At 64.5% G+C, this 22,457-nt stretch carries 16 protein-coding genes; 2 read left to right on the top strand and 14 right to left on the bottom strand.

Features of this window, described 5'->3' with window-relative positions:
• Window positions 1–89 precede the first annotated feature (89 nt).
• The 3 genes from ACFFWD_RS08365 to ACFFWD_RS08375 all read right to left on the bottom strand — a co-directional run bounded on the left by ACFFWD_RS08365 (window position 90) and on the right by ACFFWD_RS08375 (window position 4,078).
• The gene (locus ACFFWD_RS08365) at window positions 90–1,400 is read right to left on the bottom strand and encodes an HlyD family type I secretion periplasmic adaptor subunit (RefSeq protein ID WP_376963486.1); all 1,311 of its coding nucleotides are present in this window, start codon (window positions 1,398–1,400) and stop codon (window positions 90–92) included.
• A complete protein-coding gene (locus tag ACFFWD_RS08370; RefSeq protein WP_376963489.1) occupies window positions 1,397–3,139 on the bottom strand; it encodes a type I secretion system permease/ATPase in 1,743 nt (580 codons plus the stop codon). Before ACFFWD_RS08370 ends, ACFFWD_RS08365 begins: the two co-directional genes overlap by 4 nt.
• Before the next feature lie 144 nt (window positions 3,140–3,283).
• The gene (locus tag ACFFWD_RS08375; protein ID WP_376963491.1) at window positions 3,284–4,078 is read right to left on the bottom strand and encodes an acyl-CoA thioesterase domain-containing protein; all 795 of its coding nucleotides are present in this window, start codon (window positions 4,076–4,078) and stop codon (window positions 3,284–3,286) included.
• A 91-nt stretch (window positions 4,079–4,169) separates the two neighbouring features.
• Here ACFFWD_RS08375 and ACFFWD_RS08380 point away from each other — a divergent pair, with 91 nt between their 5' ends.
• Entirely contained in the window at window positions 4,170–5,096 is a 927-nt protein-coding gene (locus ACFFWD_RS08380) for a LysR substrate-binding domain-containing protein (RefSeq protein WP_376963494.1), read from the top strand.
• A gap of 78 nt (window positions 5,097–5,174) precedes the next feature.
• Here ACFFWD_RS08380 and ACFFWD_RS08385 read toward each other — a convergent pair whose 3' ends face one another.
• From ACFFWD_RS08385 to ACFFWD_RS08425, 9 genes are all read right to left on the bottom strand, one after another.
• Window positions 5,175–5,432 carry a GlsB/YeaQ/YmgE family stress response membrane protein gene (locus ACFFWD_RS08385; RefSeq protein ID WP_376963497.1) on the bottom strand — a complete coding sequence of 86 codons (258 nt, stop codon included), beginning with the start codon at window positions 5,430–5,432 and terminating at the stop codon, window positions 5,175–5,177.
• 70 nt (window positions 5,433–5,502) lie between these two features.
• On the bottom strand, window positions 5,503–6,483 hold the full coding sequence (locus ACFFWD_RS08390) for an ABC transporter ATP-binding protein (RefSeq protein WP_376963499.1): 981 nt from the start codon (window positions 6,481–6,483) through the stop codon (window positions 5,503–5,505).
• A complete protein-coding gene (locus ACFFWD_RS08395; protein WP_376963502.1) occupies window positions 6,480–7,892 on the bottom strand; it encodes an amidase in 1,413 nt (470 codons plus the stop codon). Before ACFFWD_RS08395 ends, ACFFWD_RS08390 begins: the two co-directional genes overlap by 4 nt.
• Complete coding sequence (locus ACFFWD_RS08400; RefSeq protein WP_376963505.1) at window positions 7,889–8,086, bottom strand: hypothetical protein; 198 nt, start codon at window positions 8,084–8,086, stop codon at window positions 7,889–7,891. Before ACFFWD_RS08400 ends, ACFFWD_RS08395 begins: the two co-directional genes overlap by 4 nt.
• Window positions 8,083–9,156, bottom strand: a complete 1,074-nt coding sequence (locus ACFFWD_RS08405) for an ABC transporter ATP-binding protein (protein WP_376963508.1) — start codon at window positions 9,154–9,156, stop codon at window positions 8,083–8,085. Before ACFFWD_RS08405 ends, ACFFWD_RS08400 begins: the two co-directional genes overlap by 4 nt.
• A 4-nt stretch (window positions 9,157–9,160) precedes the next feature.
• Window positions 9,161–10,048, bottom strand: coding sequence for an ABC transporter permease (locus ACFFWD_RS08410; RefSeq protein ID WP_376963510.1), 888 nt, complete (start codon window positions 10,046–10,048; stop codon window positions 9,161–9,163).
• Between the two features lie 3 nt (window positions 10,049–10,051).
• On the bottom strand, window positions 10,052–11,005 hold the full coding sequence (locus ACFFWD_RS08415) for an ABC transporter permease (RefSeq protein ID WP_376963513.1): 954 nt from the start codon (window positions 11,003–11,005) through the stop codon (window positions 10,052–10,054).
• 144 nt (window positions 11,006–11,149) lie between these two features.
• Complete coding sequence (locus ACFFWD_RS08420; RefSeq protein WP_376963711.1) at window positions 11,150–12,772, bottom strand: ABC transporter substrate-binding protein; 1,623 nt, start codon at window positions 12,770–12,772, stop codon at window positions 11,150–11,152.
• Between the two features lie 229 nt (window positions 12,773–13,001).
• Window positions 13,002–13,697, bottom strand: a complete 696-nt coding sequence (locus ACFFWD_RS08425; protein ID WP_376963516.1) for a FadR/GntR family transcriptional regulator — start codon at window positions 13,695–13,697, stop codon at window positions 13,002–13,004.
• A 351-nt stretch (window positions 13,698–14,048) separates the two neighbouring features.
• Here ACFFWD_RS08425 and ACFFWD_RS08430 point away from each other — a divergent pair, with 351 nt between their 5' ends.
• On the top strand, window positions 14,049–15,656 hold the full coding sequence (locus ACFFWD_RS08430) for an ABC transporter substrate-binding protein (protein ID WP_376963519.1): 1,608 nt from the start codon (window positions 14,049–14,051) through the stop codon (window positions 15,654–15,656).
• Between the two features lie 54 nt (window positions 15,657–15,710).
• Here ACFFWD_RS08430 and ACFFWD_RS08435 read toward each other — a convergent pair whose 3' ends face one another.
• Both ACFFWD_RS08435 and ACFFWD_RS08440 read right to left on the bottom strand, forming a co-directional pair.
• The gene (locus ACFFWD_RS08435) at window positions 15,711–17,945 is read right to left on the bottom strand and encodes a CHASE2 domain-containing protein (protein WP_376963522.1); all 2,235 of its coding nucleotides are present in this window, start codon (window positions 17,943–17,945) and stop codon (window positions 15,711–15,713) included.
• Window positions 17,946–18,053: 108 nt separating this feature from the next.
• Entirely contained in the window at window positions 18,054–22,199 is a 4,146-nt protein-coding gene (locus tag ACFFWD_RS08440) for a VCBS domain-containing protein (protein ID WP_376963525.1), read from the bottom strand.
• Window positions 22,200–22,457 lie beyond the last annotated feature (258 nt).

The following is a 22,457-nucleotide window of genomic DNA, read 5'->3' on the forward strand; positions in this document are numbered from 1 at the left end:
ACGGTCCATCTGCCGCACGAGCGTTCCCGGATTTCGCTGCGCTTCATCCGGGCTACGAAAGCGAGCTGCGGCTCCCGCCAGGCGAGTTTTCACTTCTCGCGGAATGAGCGCATCAGCTGGTCGCTCAGCGGCTTCATCAGATAGGACATCATGGTGCGGTCACCGGTCTGGACGAAGGCTTCCACCGGCATGCCGGGGATGATCTTGACGTCGCTGCCGAGGCGCGCGACCTCCTCCGGCGGCATCGAGACGCGGATGGTGTAGAAGCTCTGCCCGGTGCGCTGATCGGTGGTGACATCGGCGGAGACGCGGGTCACGACGCCGTTCAATTCCGGCGTGGTGCGCTGGTTGAACGCCGAGAGCCGCAGCAGCGTCTTCTGGCCGACCTGCAGCTTGTCGATGTCCTGCGGATTGACCTTGGCCTCGACCGACAGGTCGTCGGCCTTCGGCACGATCATCATGATGGCGTCGCCGGCGGTGATGACGCCGCCGACGGTGTGCACCGTCGATTGCAGCACCACGCCGTCCTGCGGCGCGCGGATGTCGATGCGGCGGAGCTGGTCTTCGGCGGTCACCTTGCGCTCGACGAACTCGCCGATCTTGTCGTTGGTCTCGCGCAGGTCCTTCGAGACTTCGGCGAGCATGTCCTTGTCGACCTGGATGATCTGCAGCTCGGTCTCGGTGATCTTGCCCTTGGCCTGTGCGCGCGAGGCGATGTATTGCGCGCGCTCGCCGGCGAGCCGCGCGGCATCGCGTTCCAGCGTGGTCAGGCGGGTGATCTGCACCAGATGCTGGTCGTAGAGCTGGCGGACGCCGACCAGCTCCTTCTGCACCAGCTCGATCTCCTTGTCCTTGGCGGTCTCCTGCGCCTGCAGCCCGGCGATCTCCTCGTTGAGCTGGGTGACGCGCTCGCGCAGCTGCGCCTTCTGGCCGGTGCGGCCGTTGACGCGGACCTCGAACAGCTTGGTCTCGCTCCCCATCACGTCGCGGACGTCGGGATCGTCCGCGCGCTCGGCGAGCTGCGGCGGAAACGCGATCTTGGGCCGGTTCTGCTGCTCGGCCTCGAGCCGGGCCGCGCGGGCGTACAGGCCATTCAGCGTCTTGACGACGATGGCGAGGCTCGCTTTCACCACGGTCTCGTCGAGCCGCACCACGATGTCGCCGGCCTTGACCACGTCGCCGTCGCGCACCCGCACCTCGCCGACCACGCCACCGGTCGGATGCTGCACTTTCTTCACGTTGGAATCGACCACCACCGAGCCCGGCGCGATCAGCGCGCCGGAGATCGGCACCGTCGAAGCCCAGCCGCCGACGCCGCCGGCGAGCACGAGAACCACGACGAGGCCGACGATCAGGTGCTTCCTGATCGACTGGTGCGCATTGCGCGGTAGCTCCTTCATGACTTCGCTGCTCCCGCGTCGGAGACGATCTTGATCGGCGGTGGCGGAACGCGCTGCAGCACCTGCCCGAGCACGGCTTCCTTCGGACCGAAGGTCTGCATGCGGCCGTCCTTCAGCACCAGGAGCTGGTCGACGCCCTCGATGCCGATCGGCCGGTGCGCGACCACGATCACGACCGCGCCGCGCTCGCGCGCCGCGCGCACCGCACGCGTCAAGGCCTCGTCGCCCTCGCTGTCGAGATTGGAGTTCGGCTCGTCCAGCACGATCAGGAACGGGTTGCCGTAGAGCGCGCGCGCCAGCGCCACCCGCTGCGCCTGGCCGGCGGAGAGCGCGGCGCCCTGTTCGCCGACCTGGGTGTCGTAGCCCTCGCGCATCTTGATGATCATCTCATGCACGCCGGCCTCTTTCGCCGCGGCGATGATGCCATCGGACTTGGCCTCGGGATCGAAGCGGCAGATGTTCTGCGCAACGGTGCCGCCGAACAGCTCGACATCCTGCGGCAGATAGCCGACGTAACGCCCGAGCACATCCGACGACCACTGGTCGAGCGCCGCGCCATCGAGCCGCACCTTGCCGCGGACCGGCGTCCAGACGCCGACCAGCGCGCGGATCAGCGACGATTTGCCGGAGCCGCTCGGGCCGATCACGCCGACGCCGCTGCCGGCTTCGACCGCAAAGCTGACATCCTGCACGATCACGCGCTGGTCGCCGGGCGCGACCATGGTCACGCCTTCGACCGTCAGCTTCTTCGCCGGCGCCTGCAGCAGGGTCTGCGCGGCGGGCGCCGGCATCTGCTGCAGCAGGCGGGTGAGGCGCTGCCAGCTCTGGCGCGCGGCGACAAAACCCTTCCAGTGTGCGATCGCGAGGTCGACCGGCGCCAGCGCCCGCGCGCTCAGGATCGAGCCGGCGATGATGATGCCGGCGGTAGCCTCCTGGTGAATGACGAGGTAGGCGCCGACCGCGAGCACCGCGGACTGCAGCATCATGCGCAGCACCTTGGCGACCGCACCGAGGCCGCCGGTGACGTCGCTGGCGCGCTGATTACCGGCGAGGTAGTCCTCGTTGGCCTCGTTCCAGCGCTTGTTCATCCGCCCGGCCATGCCCATCGCGACGAGCACCTCGGCGTTGCGCCTGCTCGAGGTCGCAAGATCGTTGCGCCGGGCCGCGAGCGTCATCGCCTCCTTCGCAGGCGTCCGCGACATGTATTCGGTGATCAGCGTCAACGTCACGAGGATGATGGCGCCGGCCAGCGCGGTGACGCCGAGCAGCCAGTGGAACGCGAAGCAGATCACCAGATAGAACGGCAACCAGGGCAAGTCGAAGAACGCCCCCGGGCCCATGCTGCCGAGGAACGAGCGCACATTGTCGAGATCGCGCAGCGGCTGCAGGCCCTCGTTGCGATTGCCGACCAAGAGCGGCAGGCGCACCACGGTGTCGAACACCCGCGCATTGAGCGCTTCGTCGAGCGAGGTTCCGATGCGGCCGAGGATCCGCCCGCGCAACAGATCGAGCACACCTTGGGCGATGTAGAGACTGCCGGCGATGACGACGAGGCCGACCAGGGTCGGAACGCTGCGGCTGGGCAGCACCCGGTCATAGACCTCCAGCATGAACACCGAGCCGGTCAGGTACAGCAGGTTGATCATGCAACTCATGAGACCGACGCCGATGAAGGCACTGCGGCAAGCGCGCAGTGCATCACCGAGTTCGGAACGCCGGACAGCGGGTGCGGCTGCCATTAAATCTTTGTCTCTGCAAAAAAGGGGTACGTGATGTCCACGTTGTACCGACGTTTGTGGCCACCGTCCATTTACGTCCGGTTAACCCGCGGGGGATTGCGCGGGTAATTCCCGTGATGGCACAGAGAGTTGAAGGAACAATGGCTAGTTTGCCGCCGAACCGGGCCGGGAAGCCGGCTCAGGCTTCGAAAATGGCACCAGGATGACGGACATCGAGACCCGCCCGATCGGGCCATGGGCATCGAGCAACACGCCGCTGCCGACGCCCAATCCGGCCTCCGGCCGCCAGCCTGCCTCCGCGCGGACCCCGACCCATTCGCCCTGCGGCGGTCGCACCAGCTGAACGAACAGGTTCGGATTGGGGTCGGCGATGACGTTCTGGACCGGACGCCCGATACCGTGGGTCCAATCGGCGGGGCCGAGCACCCGCGACAGTGGGCCGGCGTCGGCGATCACGCTGTGGTGCATCCGGAACCAGGCCGCATCGCCGCCGAGGCGCGCCTCCATCGCGTCCATGAACCAGACGCGACCTTGGACCGCGTGCAGGGTGCGCACAGGAAACTGCAGGGGATCGACGACGTCAGTTTCCGGAGCACTGAAGCCGGGAACTTCGATCGCACGCTCGCGCGACAAGGTCACGCGTACGGTGGCGCAGGGCTGCTCCTCGCCGACCGGCCACAGCGTGTTGTCGACGACGCTGACGCGGCCGCCTTCGGTCACAACCGCGAGCTGCGTGCGCAACTCCGTCATCGGGGTCGGCCGCAGGAACCAGGCTGCAGCCGAAATCGCACTGCCCCAGTTGCGCACGCCGGCCATGGCCTCGACCTCCGCGGCCAGAAGGCTCGCGACCGCCCCGCCCTGCAGGCCGGCAAACGGTCCCGCCGCCAGCGCGGACGGCTGCCAGCGATTGGGCGCACCAAGCGGTTCGAAAATGGCCAAACGAGACAATCCCGGAGGTGAGGAATATTGAGCCTTAGGGCAGTTTGGGCCAAAACTGCCGGGCATGACAAAAGGGATTTCATCATCTGAGATGAATCAGGTTCACCCATTGGGAACGCTTGATCCGCGGGTCATTCCGCCGCTGACGGCGCTGCTCGCCTTCGAGCGTGCCGCCACGCAACTGAGCTTCCGACGCGCGGCGCGCGACCTGTCGCTCAGTCCGTCGGCGATCAGCCATCAGATCCGCGGACTGGAGCAGCAGTTCGGCACCAAGCTTTTCGTCCGTGGCGCGCGCTCGGTGCGGTTGACCGCCGACGGCGAGCACTATCTCGCAAAGGTGTCGGCGGCGCTGGCGATGCTGCACGAGGCGAGCCGCGACATGCTGCGGCAACGCCGCGAGACCGGCGGCGAGCTCTGGATCTCCTCGCTGCCGTTCTTCACCAGCACGGTGCTGTTGCCGGCGCTGCCGGAGTTCAAGCGGCGCCATCCACGGCTGACGCTGCGGATCGAAGCCACGCATCAATATGCCGACTTCAACGGCTCCCGCGTCGACGTTGCGATCCGCTACGGCCGCGAACATTCGGCCGGGCTGAAGGTCGAGCCGCTGGTCAAGGTCAAGAGCCTGCCGGTCTGTGCGCCGGCGCTGGTCAAGGGTGGCCTGCGGACGCCGGAAGATCTGTCACAGCAGGTCCTGCTCCATGTCACGACGCAGCCGCGGACGTGGAGCGTCTGGCTGAAGGAAGCGGGGCTCGCCCACCTCACCCCGCGCGGGCATTTGTGGCTCGACAGCGTACCGGCGATGCTGGAGGCGGCCGAGCACGGGCTCGGCGTCGCACTCGGGATGGCACCCCTGATCAGGGCGCGGCCCGGCTTTGGCAAGAAACTGGTCGCGCCCTTAGCGTTCGAGCCGACCCATAGCGAGACCATCTACCTGATCTCCCGGACCGAGCAGGCGCGGGACCGGCGAATCTCCGCGGTGCGGCGCTGGATCGCGGACGCGGTCGCCCGCGCAAGCTGAACCCTAAAGCGCGCGCTTTAGCCTCTGTTTAAGCATGATCTTTTCGGAAAATCGCTTCACACTTTTCCGGATCATGCTCTAGCGCCGGAGCAGCCGCACGATCAGCAACAGGATGACTGCGCCAATCGCGGAGTAGACGATCTCGGATACCAGGCCGGTACCGATGCGAATTCCGAGCTTGGGGAACAGGAAGCTTGCGACCAACGCACCGCCGATGCCGACCAGGACATCCCCGATGATGCCAAAGCCGGTGCCGCGTACGATCTTGCCGGCGAGCCAGCCCGCGACCAGACCGACAAAGAGGATAACGAGAATGCCTTCGTTGGAGATGTGCATTCGAAAGTCCCCCGGTTGCGCGGCTGGACCCTAGCTGCAATAGCGTGGGCTTACCACGCGAATCTGCAGGCTATGTTACAGCTGCCACCGCCGGCTCCGCCAGGACGCAGCGCGCGAACCGGTCCGGCGCGATCTCGACATTGGGCGGCAAACGCTCGCTGCAGCGCGGCTGGGCAAAACTGCAGCGCGGCGCAAAGGAGCACGAGGTCGGCGCGCGATCGAGCGAGGGCGGCGTGCCCGGGATCGTCTCCAGCCGCTGGCCGCGTTTGGCGCCATGGATGGTCGAGGCCAACAACCCCTTGGCATAGGGGTGAACGGGCGAACGCACGATGTCGCGCAAGGTCCCCTGCTCGACGATCTGGCCGGCATACATCACCGCGACGCGGTCGCAGATTTCGATGGCGACGCCGATATCGTGGGTCACGAAGATCACCGACATGCCGAATTCGCGCTGCAGCTCGCGCAGCAGGAGCAGGATCTGGATCTGCACGGTGGCATCGAGCGCGGTGGTGGGTTCGTCCGCGAGCAGGATCTTCGGCTTGCAGGCGAGCGCCAGCGCGATCATCGCGCGCTGGCGCATGCCGCCCGACATTTCGTGCGGATAGGACTCGAGCCGGCGTTTCGCCGAGGGGATCCGCACCACCTCCAGCATCTCGAGCGCGCGCGCCGTCGCCTCGCGCTCGCTCTTGCCCTCGTGGCGCATCACCGTTTCGGAGATCTGCCGGCCGATCGTGTAGACGGGATCGAGCGCAAGCGCCGGCTCCTGGAAGATCATCGAGACGGTCTGGCCGCGGAAAGCCGACAGCGCCTCGTCGTCCATCGCTAGAACATCCTGTCCCAGCACCTTCACGCCGCCGGAGATCTGCGTCCGCTTTCGCGGCAACAGCCGCATCAGCGCCCGCAAGGTCACGCTCTTGCCCGAGCCGGATTCGCCGAGCAGCCCCAACACCTCGCCTTCGCCGAGCGACAGGCTGAGATCGTTCACGGCATGAACCGTGCGATCGCCGGTGAAGCGGATGTTGAGGTTGTTGATCTCGACGAGCCTGGTCATGCGAGTTTCGGCACCTGGGCGTGGAAATCGGTCGCGCGCTGGAATGCGGCGCCGATCCGGATCAGCGTGGCTTCCTCGAACGCGCGGCCGATCAGCTGCATGCCGACCGGCAGGCCGTTCCTGGTGAAGCCACTCGGAATCGATAGCGACGGCAGGCCGAGATAATTGACCGGCCGGGTGAAGCGCGTCAGGCGCTGGATCACGGCCTCCGCGCCCGGGCCGTTGCCGACGTCGCTCTCGGCGATGGTCGGCGCCGGGACCGGGGTCGCCGGCGCGATCACGGCATCGACGCCGTTAACCGCCGCGTTATAGGCGGCCAGCGCCGGGCCGCGCCAGCGCATCGCCTCGAGATAGGACACTGCCGGAATCGCGAGCCCGTTCTGCAGCCGCATCAACACCTGTGCGCCGTAATCCTGCGGGCGCTCGATCAGCCAGCGCTTGTGGAAGGCCGCCGCCTCAACGGCCAGCACCAGTTGGGAGGCGGCGCTGAGCTGGCGCTGGTCCGGCAGCTCGACCTTGACGATCTCGGCACCCTCTTTCTTCAGGGTCGCAATCGTCTCATCGAGCACGCGCGCCACCTCGGGATCGAGATCGTCGACATAGAACGCGGTCGGCACGCCGATCTTCATCCCCTTCAGCGAGCCCTTCGCGGCAGCCATGTAGTCCGGCACCGGCAAGGTCGAGGCCGTGAGATCCTCCGGATCCGCGCCGGCCAGCAAGCCGACCAGCAGCGCGCAATCCTCGACGGTCTGCGCGAGCGGACCGACGGTGTCGAGCGACTGCGACAGCGGCATCGCGCCGGCGCGGCTGATGCGGCCGACGGTGGTCTTCAATCCGGTGACGCCGCAGAAATGTGCGGGCATCCGGATCGAGCCGCCGGTGTCGGAGCCGAGCGCCGCAAAGGTCAGGCGCGCGGCGACCGCCGAGCCGGAGCCGGACGACGAGCCGCCGGTGATGTGATCGACATTCCAGGGATTATGCACCGCACCGTAATGCACGTTGTGTCCGGTCGGGCCGTAGGCGAACTCGACCATCTGCAGCGAGCCGAGCCGGATCGAACCTGCATCCTTCAGCCGCTGCAGCGCCGTCGAGGTTGTCTTCGGCACGAAGCCGCGGCGGATCAGCGAGCCGCAGGTCACGACCTTGCCGGCCTCGTAATACATGTCCTTGTGCGCCATCGGCACGCCATGCAGCACGCCGCGACTGTTGCCCTTGGCGAGCGCCGCGTCGGCCGCGTCGGCGGCGGCCAGCGCCTCCTCCGATTCGATCGCCATATAGGCGTTGAGCCGCGGCTGCCATTGCGCGATCCGGTGCAGCACGGCGCGCGTGACCTCGCGCGAGGACACCTTCTTCTCGGCGATCGCCTTTGCGACCGCAACGAGCGACATCAAAGCGTGTTCGGTGCTCATTTCGACACCTTCGCGGTCTGCGCCAGCAGGAAGCTCGCGGGTTCGAGGTCGAACGGCAGTGTGCCGGCGATCGCAGCAAAGCCGTCGAATGCCGGACCGATCGAATTGGCGATGCGGTTGGAGACCTCGTCATCGACCGGCACGCCGGCGATCTGGGCCACCACCTTCACTTCCTTGGGACTGGGTCTGGTCATGCGGCGTTTTCTCCTTTTGTTTTTGCCGGCGCGCGGCTGTGCCCTGAGCCCGGAATGGCCATGTAGCACGCCGCCTGATGTCCCATTGTATCGAGATCGCTGAGCTTTGGTGTGTGCCCTGCGCAGAGCGGCTCCGCAAACGGACAGCGCGTGTGAAACCGGCAGCCCGGCGGCGGATCGATCGGGTTGGGCGGATCGCCTGAGATCGGCGGCACTTCGGTGCGGTTGTCCGGATCCGATGACGGCATCGCGGCCAGCAGCGCGCGGGTGTAGGGATGCGCGGGCACGTCCCAGACCGCGTCGACCGGGCCGAGCTCGACGACCTCGCCGAGATACATCACCAGCACGCGGTCGGAGATGTAGCGGACCACATTGAGATCGTGGCTGATGAAGAGATAGGTCAGCCCGAACTCGCGCTTGAGATCGGCGAGCAGGTTGAGCACCTGCGCCTCGACCGACTTGTCGAGCGCGGAGACGGCCTCGTCGAGGATCACCAGCCGCGGCGATAGCGCCAGCGCACGCGCGATATTGACGCGCTGGCGCTGGCCGCCGGAAATCTCGTGCGGATAGCGATTGGCGAAGGTTTCCGGCCGCAGACCGACCTTGCCGAGCAGCTCGCGCGCCAGCGCCCGCGCCGCGCCGTCAGCCATGCCGTGAACCTTGGGCCCGAACGCAATCGATTCCTCGATGGTGAGGCGCGGATTGAGCGAAGCGTAGCTGTCCTGGAACACCATCTGCATGCCGCGGCGCAATTCGCGCAGACTGAGCGACTGGCCGACCGTCATGCCGTCATAGACGATCTCGCCGGCATCGCGGGTCATCAGATGCATCAACAGCCGCGCCGTGGTCGACTTGCCGCAGCCGGATTCACCGACGATGCCGACGGTCTCGCCCTTCATCACCGAGAACGTGACATTGTCGACCGCGCGCACGGTCTTGCGGGCGCTGAACAGCTCACCGCGCACCGGGAAATGTTTGGTCAGGCCCTTGACCTGCAGCAGCGGCTGCGCGGCGCCGCCGATATCCTCGACTGGCTCCAGCATCTCGGCTGACAGATTTGCGTCGGTCATTGCACTAGTTCCTGATGTCCATGGCGCTGCGCATGCCGTCGCTAAGCAGGTTGAAGCAGATCGAGACCGCGAAGATCATCGCGCCCGGCAGCGCCGCGACCCATGGATTGACATAGATTGCGGTGCGCAAGGTGTTCAGCATCAGGCCCCATTCCGGCTCCGGCGGCTTTGTACCGAGACCGAGGAAAGAGAGGCCGGCGGCCAGGATCATCGAGACTGAGATCAGGCCGGTCGCGTAGACGAAGATCGGCCCCAGCACGTTGCCGAGCATGTGCACGCGCATGATGGTGAAGGGACCGGCACCGGAAGCACGCGCCGCCTCGACGAAATCCATGTTGCGCACGCCGGTGGTGACGCTTTCGGCGACGCGGGTGATCTGCGGCACGAACACAATGGTCAGCGACACGATGGAGTTGACGATGCCGGCGCCCAGCGCGCCGGAGATCGCGATCGCCAGCAGCACCGAGGGAAACGCGTAGAACACATCCACGGTGCGCATGATCACCGTGTTGAGCTCGCCGCCGACATAGCCGGCGACAAGGCCGAGCGAGGTGCCGATCACGAAGGCGAAAATCACGGGCAGGATGCCGACGATCAGAGACAGCCGGCCGCCATAGATCAACCGCGCCAGCATGTCGCGGCCAAGCTCGTCGGTGCCGAGCGGATAGTTCGGCGTTCCGATGTGGCGAAGGCGGCGGATCATCGAGCCCTGATAGGGATCGGCGAGCCCGAGCCACGGCGCGAGCAGCGCCGAGGCGAAAATCAGCACCAGGACGAAGGCGCAGGCCATGCTGACCTTGTCCCTGACGATACGCCGGCCAACGGTCGCCCAATAGCCCCGCGCCTTCGTCGCGGGTGCAGCCTGCAATGCAGCCTCTGATATCGCGCTCATAGCCTAGCTCCGCTTGATGCGCGGATCGATCGCGGCCTGCGCGATGTCGACCAGGAGGTTGAGCAACACGAAGAACAGCGCCAGCACCAGGATCGTGCCTTGCAGGAGCGGCAAATCGCGCTGGAAGATCGCGGAGTTCAATAGCAGGCCCGAACCCGGCCAGGAGAACACGGTCTCGATCAGGATCGAGCCGCCGAGCATGTAGCCAAGTTGCAGCCCCATCACCGCGAGCGCGGTCGGCGCGGCGTTCTTGACGACGTGGCGGAACACCTCGGTCTCGCGCAAGCCCTTGGCGCGCAGCGCCTCGACGAAATCCTGGCTCAGAATGTCACCGGTCAGCGCGCGCACCGTGCGGGTGACGATGCCCATCGGAATCACCGAGGTCGTGATCGCGGGCAGGATCAGATAGCGCAGATGCTCCCAGTCCCAGGCCCAGGCGCCGGAGCCGCCGGGCCCGGCGCCAACCGCAGGCAGCCAGTTGAGCTGCACCGAGAAGATGATGACCATCACCATGCCGAGCCAGTAATGCGGCACCGAGACGCCGGCGATGGCGAAGGACGTCGCGACCTTGTCGACCCAGGTGTCGCGGAAGTAGCCGGCGATCAGCCCGAACAGCAGGCCGAGCGTGAAGCCGATCATCGCCGCCGCGATCGCCAGCATCACGGTGTTGCTGACCGCGCGCATCACCTCGGAAAGCACCGGGCGGCCGGTGGCAATCGAACTGCCGAGATCGCCGTTGACCGCGCGCCACAGCCAGAGGCCGAACTGCACCGGCAGCGGACGGTCGAAGCCGTAGGCCGAGCGTAGCTGCGCGGCGAGCTCCTGCGAGGCGTCGGCCGGCAGCACCGCGACCAGCGGATCGCCGGGCGTGATGTGGACGAGCAGGAAGCACACCAGCGCAACGCTGATCACGATCGGGATGACGTAGACGATGCGTCGGGCGATATAGGCGAACACGAGTCAACCTTCGAAAATTGATAGTACGCTCCCTCCTTCGTCATGCCCGGGCTTGACCCGGGCATCCACGCCTTCCTTGCTTCGCGGCCAAGACGTGGATGGCCGGGTCAAGCCCGGCCATGACGAGAGAGCAGGATCAACCGATCACGGCGCGACCGTGACCGGCGAGAAGTCGACAAACCAGCTCTTCGGCTGCACGAACCCCTTGATCTTCGGGCTCATCGCCCGCGGCGCGACGTCGTGGGCGACGTAGAGAAAGGCCGCGTCGTCGACCGAGGCCGCGTGCAGCTCGGCGAGTGCGGCGTCGCGCGCCGCAGGATCGAAGGTCTGGCGCGCCTTGGTCACCAGCTCGTCGAACTTGGGATTGTTGATGAAGCCCCAATTGTTCGACACCGGCGGCGCCATGCCCGACTGCAGGAAGCGCACCAGCGCGAAGAACGGGTCCATCGCCGCATAGGTGACGTTGGTCGCGTTCGAGCCGTTGGCCGACGGATCCTTGGCGCCGCGCCGCCAATTGGTGAACAGCGTATTCCACTCGATGACGTCGAGCTGAACATCGAAGTAGCACTCAGCCAGCGCCTGCTGCAGATATTCGTTCATCGGCAGCGGCAGCATCTGGCCCGAACCAGACGCAGACGTCTGGATCTTGACCGTCAGCTTCTTGCTCGGACCGAAGCCTGCCTCCTGCATCAGCTTCTGCGCCGCCGGCTTGTCATACTTGATCTGGAAGGCGGGATTGCCGCGCCAGGGATGGCCGGGCTCGAAGGTGCCGGTCGCCGGCACCATCAGGCCGGCAAGCAGGCCGTCGCGCAGGCCTTCGCGATCGACGCACAGGTTCGCCGCCTTGCGGACGCGGATGTCGTTCCAGGGCGAGCCCTCGACGCGGGAGAACTGCCAGGGCCAGACATGCGGCTCCTCATTGGAATAGAGCGCGAAACCACGCTGCTTGATCTCGGGCAGCGCATCCGGCGCCGGCGCCTCGACCCAGTTGACCTGGCCGGACAGCAGCGCCGCGGTGCGCGCATTGGCTTCCGGCATCGGCAGCAGCACCATCTTGTCGGTCTTCGGCACACGCGCCTTGTCCCAGTATTTGTCGTTCTTCACGAGCTCAAGCCGCTCGCGCGGGGTGAAGCTCGACATCTTCCAGGGACCGGTGCCCGACGCGTCCTTGGCGAACGCCGCCCATGCGGCCTGCGATTTTGCCTTGGCGTCGGCACCTTCCGCCTTGTCGTAGAACGCCTGCCACTTGGTCGGGCTCGCCATGAACAGGTTGGTGAGGTTGATCGGCAGGAAGCTGTCCGGCTCCTTGGTCGTCAACTCGACCGTCATGTCGTCGATCTTGCGGGCCGAGACCAAGGTCGGCATGCGCGAGGCGGTGACGCCGACCTGGCTCGGATCGAATTGCGGCGCGTCCTGCTTCAGGACCTTGTCGACGTTCCACACCACCGCGTCGGCGTTGAACGGCGAGCCGTCGTGGAAGGTGACGCCGGGGCGCAGCTTGAACGCCCACTTCTTCTTGTCTGCGTCGTCGACCTTCCATTCGGTGGCAAGGCCGGGAATCAGGGCGCTCGCCTTGTCCGCCGACGACAGGTCCCACATCGTCAGCGCGTCATACATGGTGAGGCCGGTGAAGCGGTTGCCTTCAAACCCCTGATCGGGTTGCCCGAGCGTGCGCGGAATATCCGCGGCCGTCATGCCGATGCGCAGAACGGTCTCGGCGCCGGCCGTGGCCGGGACGCCTGCGGCCAACGCGATCGCCAGCAGCATGGCCGTCGCTGTCGTCTTTGGTTTCTCGTTACGCATCGCAGCAAATCCCTTCTTGCAACCTCGGGTGATTATTTGTTGGGCAATCGTATGCAATGGCTGTGCCAAGGGGGAGAGGCTCTTCAGCATTGAACCCTCGAATGCGACAATTCTTCCCACTCCGACCACGCGCATATTTTCCGCCGGAGTAGACGGCTGATGCGCGCACGGACGCGCGGTCGCGCCACTGCACTCACAGCAAGGTATCCATCGTATTCTGCAAATGCGCGCGCATCGCCCGCTCAGCGCGGGCTCCGTCCTTGTCGCGGATGCAACCGAAGATCACTTCATGATCGCGCTGGAAGCTCGCCACCAGATTCGGATAGCGAACCCGGGTGTTGGCGCGGGCCGCCGCGATGCTGTGATAGAGACGGTGGCCGATGAACGAAACGAAGCTCTCCAGATAGGAATTCTTCGCGGCCGCGGCGATGGCAACGTGAAAACGAAAATCTTCCGCGGCCCCTTCGTCGCCGACCTCGATGCTGGTCCTGATGTCATTCAGCGCAGCCTCGATTCGCGCGAGATCACGCCTGGTGGCGCGCTGCGCGGCGAGATTGGCGCATGAGCATTCCACGATGATGCGCAGTTCAAAGATTTGCCGCCGATCGTTCTGACCTTCGAGATCGCCGCGAAGTCGAAAGACGTCGCGGTCACTGATCTCGGTGACGAAGGCACCGAGCCCCTGCTGAGACCGGATCAAGCCTTCGGATTTGAGCCGCGACAAAGCTTCGCGGATGACCATCCGGGAGACCTGGAATTTCTCCGTGAGTTCGCGCTCGCGCGGCAGGCGCGCGCCCGGCGTGAGCTGCCCCGTCTCGATTGCCGAGGCCAACTGCTCAGCGACCTTGTCCGACAGCCGCTGTCCTCTCGATACGGCTTGAAACGCCATGCCCACTGAAGCCCTGCTTGTGTCGCTTCGCCCGCAAAGCGCCGCCAGAGACAATCACTCGACGTCTGTATCCAGGGGAAAGCCTGTCATGCCGTATGTTGTCATACAAGCATATGTTTGGCGCTATCGTTGCCGCATTTTTCAGCATGCTGCACCGCAGCCATGTCGCGAGGCCTGAGGATTGAATGCGCCGTTCCGGGGTTAATGCACCAACGGTGCCCAACGGATCGATCCGACCGCAGCGCTGACGTACCCCTTTCGCCTCGCTGTCGGCGACAGCACGATCACTGGCACCAGGCTTGCAGGTTGGCATTAGGTATTTCGCATATTCATCCCAACGGAGTTCACGTCATGCGTGCGCGCAATTCGGTTCTGATGGCGGCAATGGCGCTCGCCATGACTTGGGGCTGGCCGGCCATGTCGGCGCGTGCCGAATCCGTCGTGCGCTACGGCATCTCGATGGCCGACATCCCGCTCACCACAGGCCAGCCGGATCGCGGTGCCGGCGCCTATCAGTTCACGGCCTACACGATCTACGATCCGCTGGTCGCCTGGGAGATGGACGTCGCCGACCGGCCCGGCAGACTGGTGCCGGGCCTGGCGACCGAATGGAAGGTCGACGACCAGGACAAGACCAAATGGCGCTTCACGCTGCGCCAGGGCGTCAAATTCCATGACGGCAGCGACTTCAATGCCGACGCAGTGATCTGGAATCTCGACAAGGTGCTGAACGACAAGGCACCGCAATTCGACAAGCGGCAAAGCGCGCAGGTGAAGACCCGCCTGCCCTCGGTCGCGAGCTACGCGAAGATCGACGGCTCCACAATCGAGATCACGACCAAGACGGTCGACTCCTTCTTCCCCTACCAGATGCTGTGGTTTCTGGTCTCGAGCCCGGCGCAATATGAAAAGCTCGGCAAGGACTGGGACAAATTCGCCAGCCAGCCCTCCGGCACCGGTCCCTTTAAGCTGACCAAGCTAGTGCCGCGCGAGCTCGCCGAGCTGACCAGGAATCCCGACTATTGGGACAAGAAGCGGCTGCCAAAGGTCGACAAGATGGTCTTGATCCCGATGCCGGAAGCGTTGACGCGGACCAATGCGCTGCTGGCGGGCCAGGTCGACCTGATCGAGACGCCGGCGCCCGACGCCGTGCCGCAGCTCAAGGCCGCCGGCATGAGGATCGTCGACAATATCACGCCGCATGTCTGGAATTATCATTTGAGCGTGCTGCCGGGCTCGCCCTGGACCGATATCCGGCTGCGCAAGGCGCTCAACCTCGCGATCGACCGCGACGCGGTCGTCGGCCTGATGAACGGATTGGCAAAGCCCGCGAAGGGCCAGGTCGATCCGTCGAGCCCTTGGTTCGGCAAGCCAACATTCGAGCTGAAATACGACGTCGCGGCGGCGAAGAAGCTGGTGGAGGAAGCGGGCTACTCGAAGGACAAGCCGCTGAAGGCGACCTTCATCATCGCCCAGGGCGGCACCGGGCAGATGCTGTCGCTGCCGATGAATGAATTCCTCCAGCAAAGCTTCAAGGAGATCGGCATCGACATCGACTTCAAGGTGGTCGAGCTCGAGACATTGTACACGCACTGGCGCAAGGGCGCGGCCGACGAGATCAACGCCGGCATCACCGCCAACAACATCGCCTATGTGACGTCGGACCCGCTCTACGCCATCGTGCGCTTCTTCCATTCCGGCCAGGTGGCGCCGGTCGGCGTCAACTGGGGCGGCTACAAGAACCCCAAGGTCGACGCGCTGATCGACGAGGCCAAGCAGACTTTCGACACCGCGAAGCAGGATGACCTGCTCGCGCAGGCGCACGCGCTGATCGTCAACGATGCCACGCTGGTCTGGGTGGTGCACGACACCAATCCGCATGCCTTGTCGCCGAAAGTGAAGACATTCGTGCAGGCGCAGCACTGGTTCCAGGATCTGACGCAGATCGGGCTGGAGTAAATCTCTCCGCCGCCGTCCCCGCGAAAGCCGGGACGACATCGAACGTGTATCACATCACTTCGTCATCAGCGCGAATGCGCCGTTCCAGTCGTCGGGCGGCGGCTGCTGCTGGAAGTCGCGGATGCGCGCTTCATAGAGGGTGTAGAGATATTGCAGCGAGCGCGCCTCGTCGGTCTTGCGGCCGCGCTCGATCGCCGCCAGCGCGCCCTCCCAATCGCGGCCGCGATAGCAGGCAAGCATTTCAATGGTGAGGTTGCGCAGCCGCTGGAAGCGGCCGGAATTGGCGACATCTTCACGGCCGGCGATCGCGTAGATCACCTCGGGCTCCCTCTTGCCCTTCACCATGATGAAGTCGAGCTCGAGGATCGCGAACTTCTCCTTCACCGCCAGCGCCGTTGTCGACCCCACGATGATCGGGAAGCCGTATTCCTTGGATTGTCCTTCGAGGCGTGAGGCCAGATTGACGCTGTCGCCGAACACCGAATAGTCGAACTTGATGTCGGACCCCATATTGCCGACGACGCAGGCACCGGTGTTAAGGCCAACGCCGATATTGAGCGGGATATAGGTGTGGCCGCCATCGAGCGCTTCCTGCTCGCGCTCCCGGTTCAGCGCGTCGACGCGCTCCAGCATGTCGACCGCGGCCTCGCAGGCGTTCAGCTGGTGCTCCTTGTCGTCGAGCGGCGCGTTCCAGAACGCCATGATGGCGTCGCCCATGTACTTGTCGATATATCCCTTGCGGTTGAGGATCGCGTGCGTCAACGGCGTCAGGAAGCGGTTCATCAGCGACGTCAGGCCCTGCGGATTGTCCTTGTAGGTCTCCGAGATCGATGTGAAGCCGCGCATGTCGGAGAACATGATGGTCATCTCGCGCTCCTCGCCGCCGAGCACCAGCCGCTCCGGCTGCTGCGCCAGCTGCTCGACCAGCACCGGCGACATGTACTGCGCGAACTGCGAGCGGATCTGCCGCCGCTGCTGCTGCTCGCGCACGAAGCTCGCGAAGATCAGCGTCAGGTAGATGGCCGTGGTCGACATCAGCGGATAGGTGAAGTCGATCAACAGACGGTGCTGCGCGTAGAAATACCAGGAGGTGCCGACCAGGATCGACGCGAACATGCCGCCGACGATCACCAGCGTCACCGGGCCGAATTTCGGCGCGAATGCGAGGACCAAGAGCCCCATGATCATCGCCGCGAAGAATTCGATGCCGATGCCATAGCCCGGCTGCGAGATCACCGCGCCGGTCAGCGCGCTTTCCAGCACCTGGGCATGGATTTCGACGCCCGGCATCGCCGGCGTGATCGGCGTCGTCTTGATGTCGTTCATTCCGATCGACGAGGTGCCGATCAGCACCAGCTTGCCCGCGATCCGGTCCGGCGCGACGCGCCCTTCCAGCACGTCGATCGCCGAGACATAGATCGAGGGATCGTAGTGCGCGTAGTGGATCCAGAGCTGACCGTAGCGGTCGGTCGGGATGCTGAACCCCGTGACACCAACGCTCTGGATGCCGGCCGGGTTGGCCTTGATCAGGATCGTTCCGGAGCCGCTGGCGACGCGCAGCACCTCGAAGGTCAACGACGGCATGGTCACGCCTTGCGCAACCATGATCATCGGCACGCGCCTGACGATACCGTCGCGCTCCGGCTTGATCGTGAACAGACCACGCCCGGCGGCCGCCTCCTCCAGCACCGGCACGTTGCGCAACAATCCCGGGAACTTGAACATGAACCGCTGCGGGTCCTCGCCAAGCATTGCCAGGCCGGTCACCGGGAGCTTTTCGTTGAGATTGGCGTGAATGTTGAAGTCGCCGGACTCGCCGAGCACCACGCGTGAACTGCGGATCGCGTCGGCGAGGATCTTGTCGTTGCTGGGCAGCGAACGCAGCCGCTGCCGCATCTCCTCATCAAGGTCGCCGAACGTATCGGCGGCGATATCGGGATTGAGCCGATCAGGCTCGGAGAACACGACGTCGAACGCGATCACGACGGCGCCGAGCCTGGTCAGGTTGGTGACAATGTCGGCAATGCGGGTCCTCGGCCACGGCCACTGACCAAGCCTGGGATCAGCCAGGCTCTTTTCATCGATATCGACGATGGTGACGGGACGCGAGGTCTTCTTGCGGGGATCGATCCGCTGGAAGGTGTCGAAGGTCCTGACCCTCAGCTCCTGGACGGGGCCCGGATCGAGGACGCGTAGCGCCGCGATGCCGATCAGCAGCGCCACGCAAGCCAGCCGCGCATAGCCGAAGCGCCGCGCGAACCATCTCCGGATCACCCTCAGCCGTTTCATGCCGTCTGGATATCACGCCCGGGGGGTTGTTCCAATCGGGCGCGATTCGCTGCAATGCAGGATCGGGGCGTCATGTCGTGTCCGCAGCGATCGCGAGCTGCGCGCCGGTCACGTGATGTGGACGATGAAGTCGTTCTTGGTCAGGGTCGCGTTGCGAACCGCAATGGTGTCTGCGCTATCGATCGTGATCAACGTATCCGCGGAATTGGTCGGCGACGGCGCGACATGCGTGCTGAACCAGGTAGCGAGGTCGCTCGTCGACACCACCGCCGACAGGTCGATCTGGTCCTGGCCGGACTGGAAGCCGATGATCGCATCATGGTTGAAATTCGGCGCGAACACGAACTTGTCCTGAAAGCCCGTTGCGAAGAACACGTCCTTGTCGCTGGTGCCCGTCAGCGTCACCGGCTGCGTGGGGTTCTGCGCGAGGTTGAAAATCAGATTGACCGTGTCGCTTGCTTGATGGGAATCGGAAACCTTGACGGTCACCATGTCGGTCGCGGGCGGCGATGTGCCCTTGTCATAAGTGAGGCCAGACGTCAGCGAGGTGTTGATGTTCGACAGCCCGGCGGAAACGGAGGCCGGGAGGACGCTGCTGCCTGGTCCGACACTGGTGGCGCTTAGCACAAAGCCTTCGTTGACGCCCGCATCCGCATCCGTGACGGACAGCCCGGCGATCTTCGTCGTTCCATCGGGATTGCCCGACACGGTCAGATTGTCGGTGTGGATCACCGGTGCATCATTGGCGCCGATCACGTCGACCGTCAGCGTCGCCGTGCCGACGGCGCCGTGCGCGTCGGTGGTCTGCACGTCGAACGTATCGTGATACGTGCCGTCGGACAGCGCGTTGATCGCGACCGCATTGGGGACATACGTGTAGCTGCCATCGTCATGCACGGTCAGCGAGCCGTAGTGGCCCGTGACTGGCGTGGTCACCGCATGGTGGGACGCATTGAGCGCGGCATATTTGAGCGTGGCGGTTTCACCGACATCCTTGTCGGAGCCGACCAGTTGCCCGGAGAGATTGCTGAAGCTGTCGTATGCGGCCGTATCGGTCAACGTGCCGGCGTTGACGCTGGCGAGCGTCGGCGCGTCATTGGTGCCGGTGATCGTGATCGTGACGGGTTGCGTGACAACGCCGCCATGATGGTCGTCGACCTGGATCGTGTAGGTCAGCATCAGCGTCTGATCGGCGGCGAGGTAGTCAAAATTCTTATCCAGCGCCGAGAAGGTCCATGGCTGCGATCCCGTCGCACCATTGGTCGAATCGGTCAGCATCCCGAGCGTCAGCCAGCTCAACACCGTCGCCTCGTCGGAGAGCCCGCTGGTGACGCCACTCTCCGTCACTCCGGCGACGGTGACACTGTGGGTGTCGGCGAGATCGACATCGGTAAATGTCACCGCTCCCGTGGCGGTGTCCGGCTTCACCGAACCGGTCGTGTCGGGCACCTCCGTGATAGCACCCGTCTGCGCCGAAGATGTGATAGCCGGCGTATCGTTGCTGCCGGTGATCGTGATCGTGACCGGCTCGCTGATCAGGCCGCCATGATGATCATCGACCTGGATCGAATAAATCAGCGTCAGCGTCTGGCCGGCCGCGAGGTAATCAAAATTCTTGTCCGGCGCCGAGAAGGCCCACGACTGTGACCCCGTCGCGCCATTGGTCGAATCAGCCAGCGTTCCCAGCGTCAGCCAGCTCAACACCGTCGCATCATCGGCAAGCCCAGTGGTGACGCCGGTCTCGGTGACCCCGGTAATGGTAACGCTGTGCGTATCGCTGAGATCGACGTCGGTGAACGTGACGGCGCCCGAGGCCGCATCCGGCTTTACCGAACCGGTCGTGTCGGGCGCTTCGGTGATCGCAACCGCCTGCGGGGCCGACGTGATGACAGGCACATCGTTGGTGCCGGTGATCGTGATCGTGACGGGCTGTGTGACCACCCCCCCATGGTGATCGTTGACCTGAACCGCATAGGTCAGCGTCAGCGTCTCGCCCGCGGCAAGATAATCGAAACTCTTGTCCGCGGCCGAGAATGTCCAGGCGCGTGATCCAGTGACGCCATGGGTCGAATCCGTCAGCGTGCCCAGCGACAACCAGTTCAACACGGTCTGTTGGTCGGCAAGGCCCGTGGTCACACCGGCCTCGGTCACGCCGGTGACGGTCACGCTGTGGGTGTCGCTGAGGTCAACGTCGGTGAAGGTGACCACGCCCGAGGCCTTATCGGGCGTCGACGAACCGGTCGCGTCAGGCAACTCGGTGATCGCGGCCGTCTGCGCCGACGACGTGATCACCGGCGTATCGTTGGTGCCGGTGATGGTGATCATGACCGGCTGAGTGACCACCCCACCATGATGATCATCGACCTGGACAGTATAGGTCAACGTCAGCGTCTCGCCCGCCGCGAGATAATCGAAATTCTTGTCCGCGGCCGAGAATGTCCAGGACCGCGATCCCGTCACGCCGTCGGTCGAATCAGTCAGCTTGCCCAGGGACAACCAGCTCAGCACCTTCGCCTTGTCGGCAAGGCCTGTGGTCACACCAGACTCGGTCACGCCGATGATGGCCACGCTGTGCGTATCGGTCAGGTCCGGATCGGTGAATGTGATCGCGCCGATCGCAGTATCCGGAACCTCGGAGTTCTTTGCACCTGGAATTTCGGTGATCGCGGCGGTCTGCGGCGACGAGGTGATCACCGGCAAATCGTTGGTCCCGGTGATCGTGATCGTGAAAGTCTGGAAGCCGGTCTCGTTGCTCAGCTCGAAATTGTTGTCGACACGCGCCGTGTAGGTCAGCGTCAACGTTTCGCCCGCCGCGAGGAAGTCGAAGGCGCCGTCAGGGAGACTGTAGGTCCAGGTCGCGGAGCCGACGTTCCGGTTGCCGGGATCCTGTTCAACGACCAGCGGGACCTCGACCGCTTTGATCGCGGCCAGCTGCTCCGGCGTCAGCGACGACGTCTTGTCGCTGTTGTGGGCATCCTTGTACGTAAACGACGTAAAGCTCGCGCTTCCGGTCGGGATGTCGCCGAGATTGACGTCGAGCCATTTGATCTTGCCGGAGATCGTGTCTGCCGAGGCATCATGGGTGACGCCCGCCCGTTCAACGAACGCCCCGTTCTCGGTGGTAACCGTCGGCGGGCCCGGGATGTGATCATTACCCTTGAAGCCACCGGTCGCCGCCGCCAGTTTGTCCACCAGGTTGAGCACGAAGAGCGTTGGCGTGACGATGTCGCCGTTTGGCAGCTTGAAGCCGAACGTAATCGGGACGACTGTATCAGTGAAATTCGTCGTGAGCTTGGTATTGGGATTGGTGTTATCGGTGAATTTGAGCGCGAAGACGTCGTTGATGATCTTCTGCGCGTCGGTCGACAGTTGCGCCGACGACAGGAAGCTGACCGTGCCCTGGCCGTTGACGATCGTCTGCGTGCCGGCCTGATTGACGGTTGCGATCGGGTTGAGCGTGGTCTTGTCGAACAGGATGTAGGAGCCGGTGGTGCCGTCGGGCTCAACCAGCACCTGGAACTTGGCGGGCGGCGCGCCGCCCTGGCCCGGCACCTCGAAATCGATCTCGACCAGCACCGCGGTGCCGCGAATACCCATGGTCGCGACCGGCGTGTCGACCTTCATGTCGCCGTGCTTGGCGGTCTGGCCGGCGACGAACGAGATGGTGCCCTGGACCAGGCTCATGAGCGAGGAGTTGTTCGACCCGTTCGGGTCGTAGATCATCTCGTTCAGCACCATCTTCGCGTTCGAGCCGAGGCCGAACACGGTGCCGTCGATGAAGGTGATGCCGAGCGTCGAATCGGATCCGGACTGGACCACGTCGCCCTTGTAGACGTTGTCGCCCTGGTTGAGGACGATCGCGACGCCGTTGCGGATCGCGGTGGCGTTGCCGGCGAGCTTGGTGACGTGACCGATGATCTTGGCCGCGTCGGGCGCGCCGCCGGCCTGGGCGTATTGGGTGTAGCCGGTGAGCGCGCTGACGATATCACCGGTCAGATGCGCGCCGTCGGGCGAGGCCAGCGCGGCGCGCTTTTCGCCCTTGAAGTAGTCATGCAGGACCAGTTCGCGGTCGTCCTTCGACAGCACAAGGTCGAGGCCCGAGCGCTTGAAGTCGCCGGTAAACAGCAGATGCGCGTCGTCAACGACGATCGCACCGGGCGGAGCATGCGCGGAGACATTGTCGACATGGACCTGCCCACGGGCATGAGCGTCCATGCTCGGCAAAAAGCCGTCGAATTTCTCGACAAAGTTCACGCGGGTGTGCCCACTTAAGGTTAATATTTATAGAATATGCAAACGACTATGCTTGCATATCATCGGACGGAACAAGACGAAACCATCCTTTGCTTGTCCAAAGCCCTCTTACGGCCCGTTGTTTTTGCGTGTGGCATTTCGGTCGTCTTCTACTCTTGAGTAGTTATACCCTATTTGTAGGTATTATGGGAGGGAATTTTCGACCGGCGTGGGTATTCGCGCACGTATTCGATGTATTGATAGGCGCAATTTTACTCA

This window comes from Bradyrhizobium erythrophlei (assembly GCF_042430365.1).
Lineage (GTDB): Bacteria > Pseudomonadota > Alphaproteobacteria > Rhizobiales > Xanthobacteraceae > Bradyrhizobium > Bradyrhizobium erythrophlei.

What these genes read in the sequence shown, in the direction of transcription:
- ACFFWD_RS08365 (WP_376963486.1), bottom strand. Translation starts at nt 1,400, where the DNA reads ATGAAGGAGCTACCGCGCAATGCGCACCAGTCGATCAGGAAGCACCTG.
- ACFFWD_RS08370 (WP_376963489.1), bottom strand. Translation starts at nt 3,139, where the DNA reads ATGGCAGCCGCACCCGCTGTCCGGCGTTCCGAACTCGGTGATGCACTG.
- ACFFWD_RS08380 (WP_376963494.1), top strand. Translation starts at nt 4,170, where the DNA reads ATGAATCAGGTTCACCCATTGGGAACGCTTGATCCGCGGGTCATTCCG.
- ACFFWD_RS08385 (WP_376963497.1), bottom strand. Translation starts at nt 5,432, where the DNA reads ATGCACATCTCCAACGAAGGCATTCTCGTTATCCTCTTTGTCGGTCTG.
- ACFFWD_RS08390 (WP_376963499.1), bottom strand. Translation starts at nt 6,483, where the DNA reads ATGACCAGGCTCGTCGAGATCAACAACCTCAACATCCGCTTCACCGGC.
- ACFFWD_RS08395 (WP_376963502.1), bottom strand. Translation starts at nt 7,892, where the DNA reads ATGAGCACCGAACACGCTTTGATGTCGCTCGTTGCGGTCGCAAAGGCG.
- ACFFWD_RS08400 (WP_376963505.1), bottom strand. Translation starts at nt 8,086, where the DNA reads ATGACCAGACCCAGTCCCAAGGAAGTGAAGGTGGTGGCCCAGATCGCC.
- ACFFWD_RS08405 (WP_376963508.1), bottom strand. Translation starts at nt 9,156, where the DNA reads ATGACCGACGCAAATCTGTCAGCCGAGATGCTGGAGCCAGTCGAGGAT.
- ACFFWD_RS08410 (WP_376963510.1), bottom strand. Translation starts at nt 10,048, where the DNA reads ATGAGCGCGATATCAGAGGCTGCATTGCAGGCTGCACCCGCGACGAAG.
- ACFFWD_RS08420 (WP_376963711.1), bottom strand. Translation starts at nt 12,772, where the DNA reads ATGCTGCTGGCGATCGCGTTGGCCGCAGGCGTCCCGGCCACGGCCGGC.
- ACFFWD_RS08425 (WP_376963516.1), bottom strand. Translation starts at nt 13,697, where the DNA reads ATGGCGTTTCAAGCCGTATCGAGAGGACAGCGGCTGTCGGACAAGGTC.
- ACFFWD_RS08430 (WP_376963519.1), top strand. Translation starts at nt 14,049, where the DNA reads ATGCGTGCGCGCAATTCGGTTCTGATGGCGGCAATGGCGCTCGCCATG.
- ACFFWD_RS08435 (WP_376963522.1), bottom strand. Translation starts at nt 17,945, where the DNA reads ATGAAACGGCTGAGGGTGATCCGGAGATGGTTCGCGCGGCGCTTCGGC.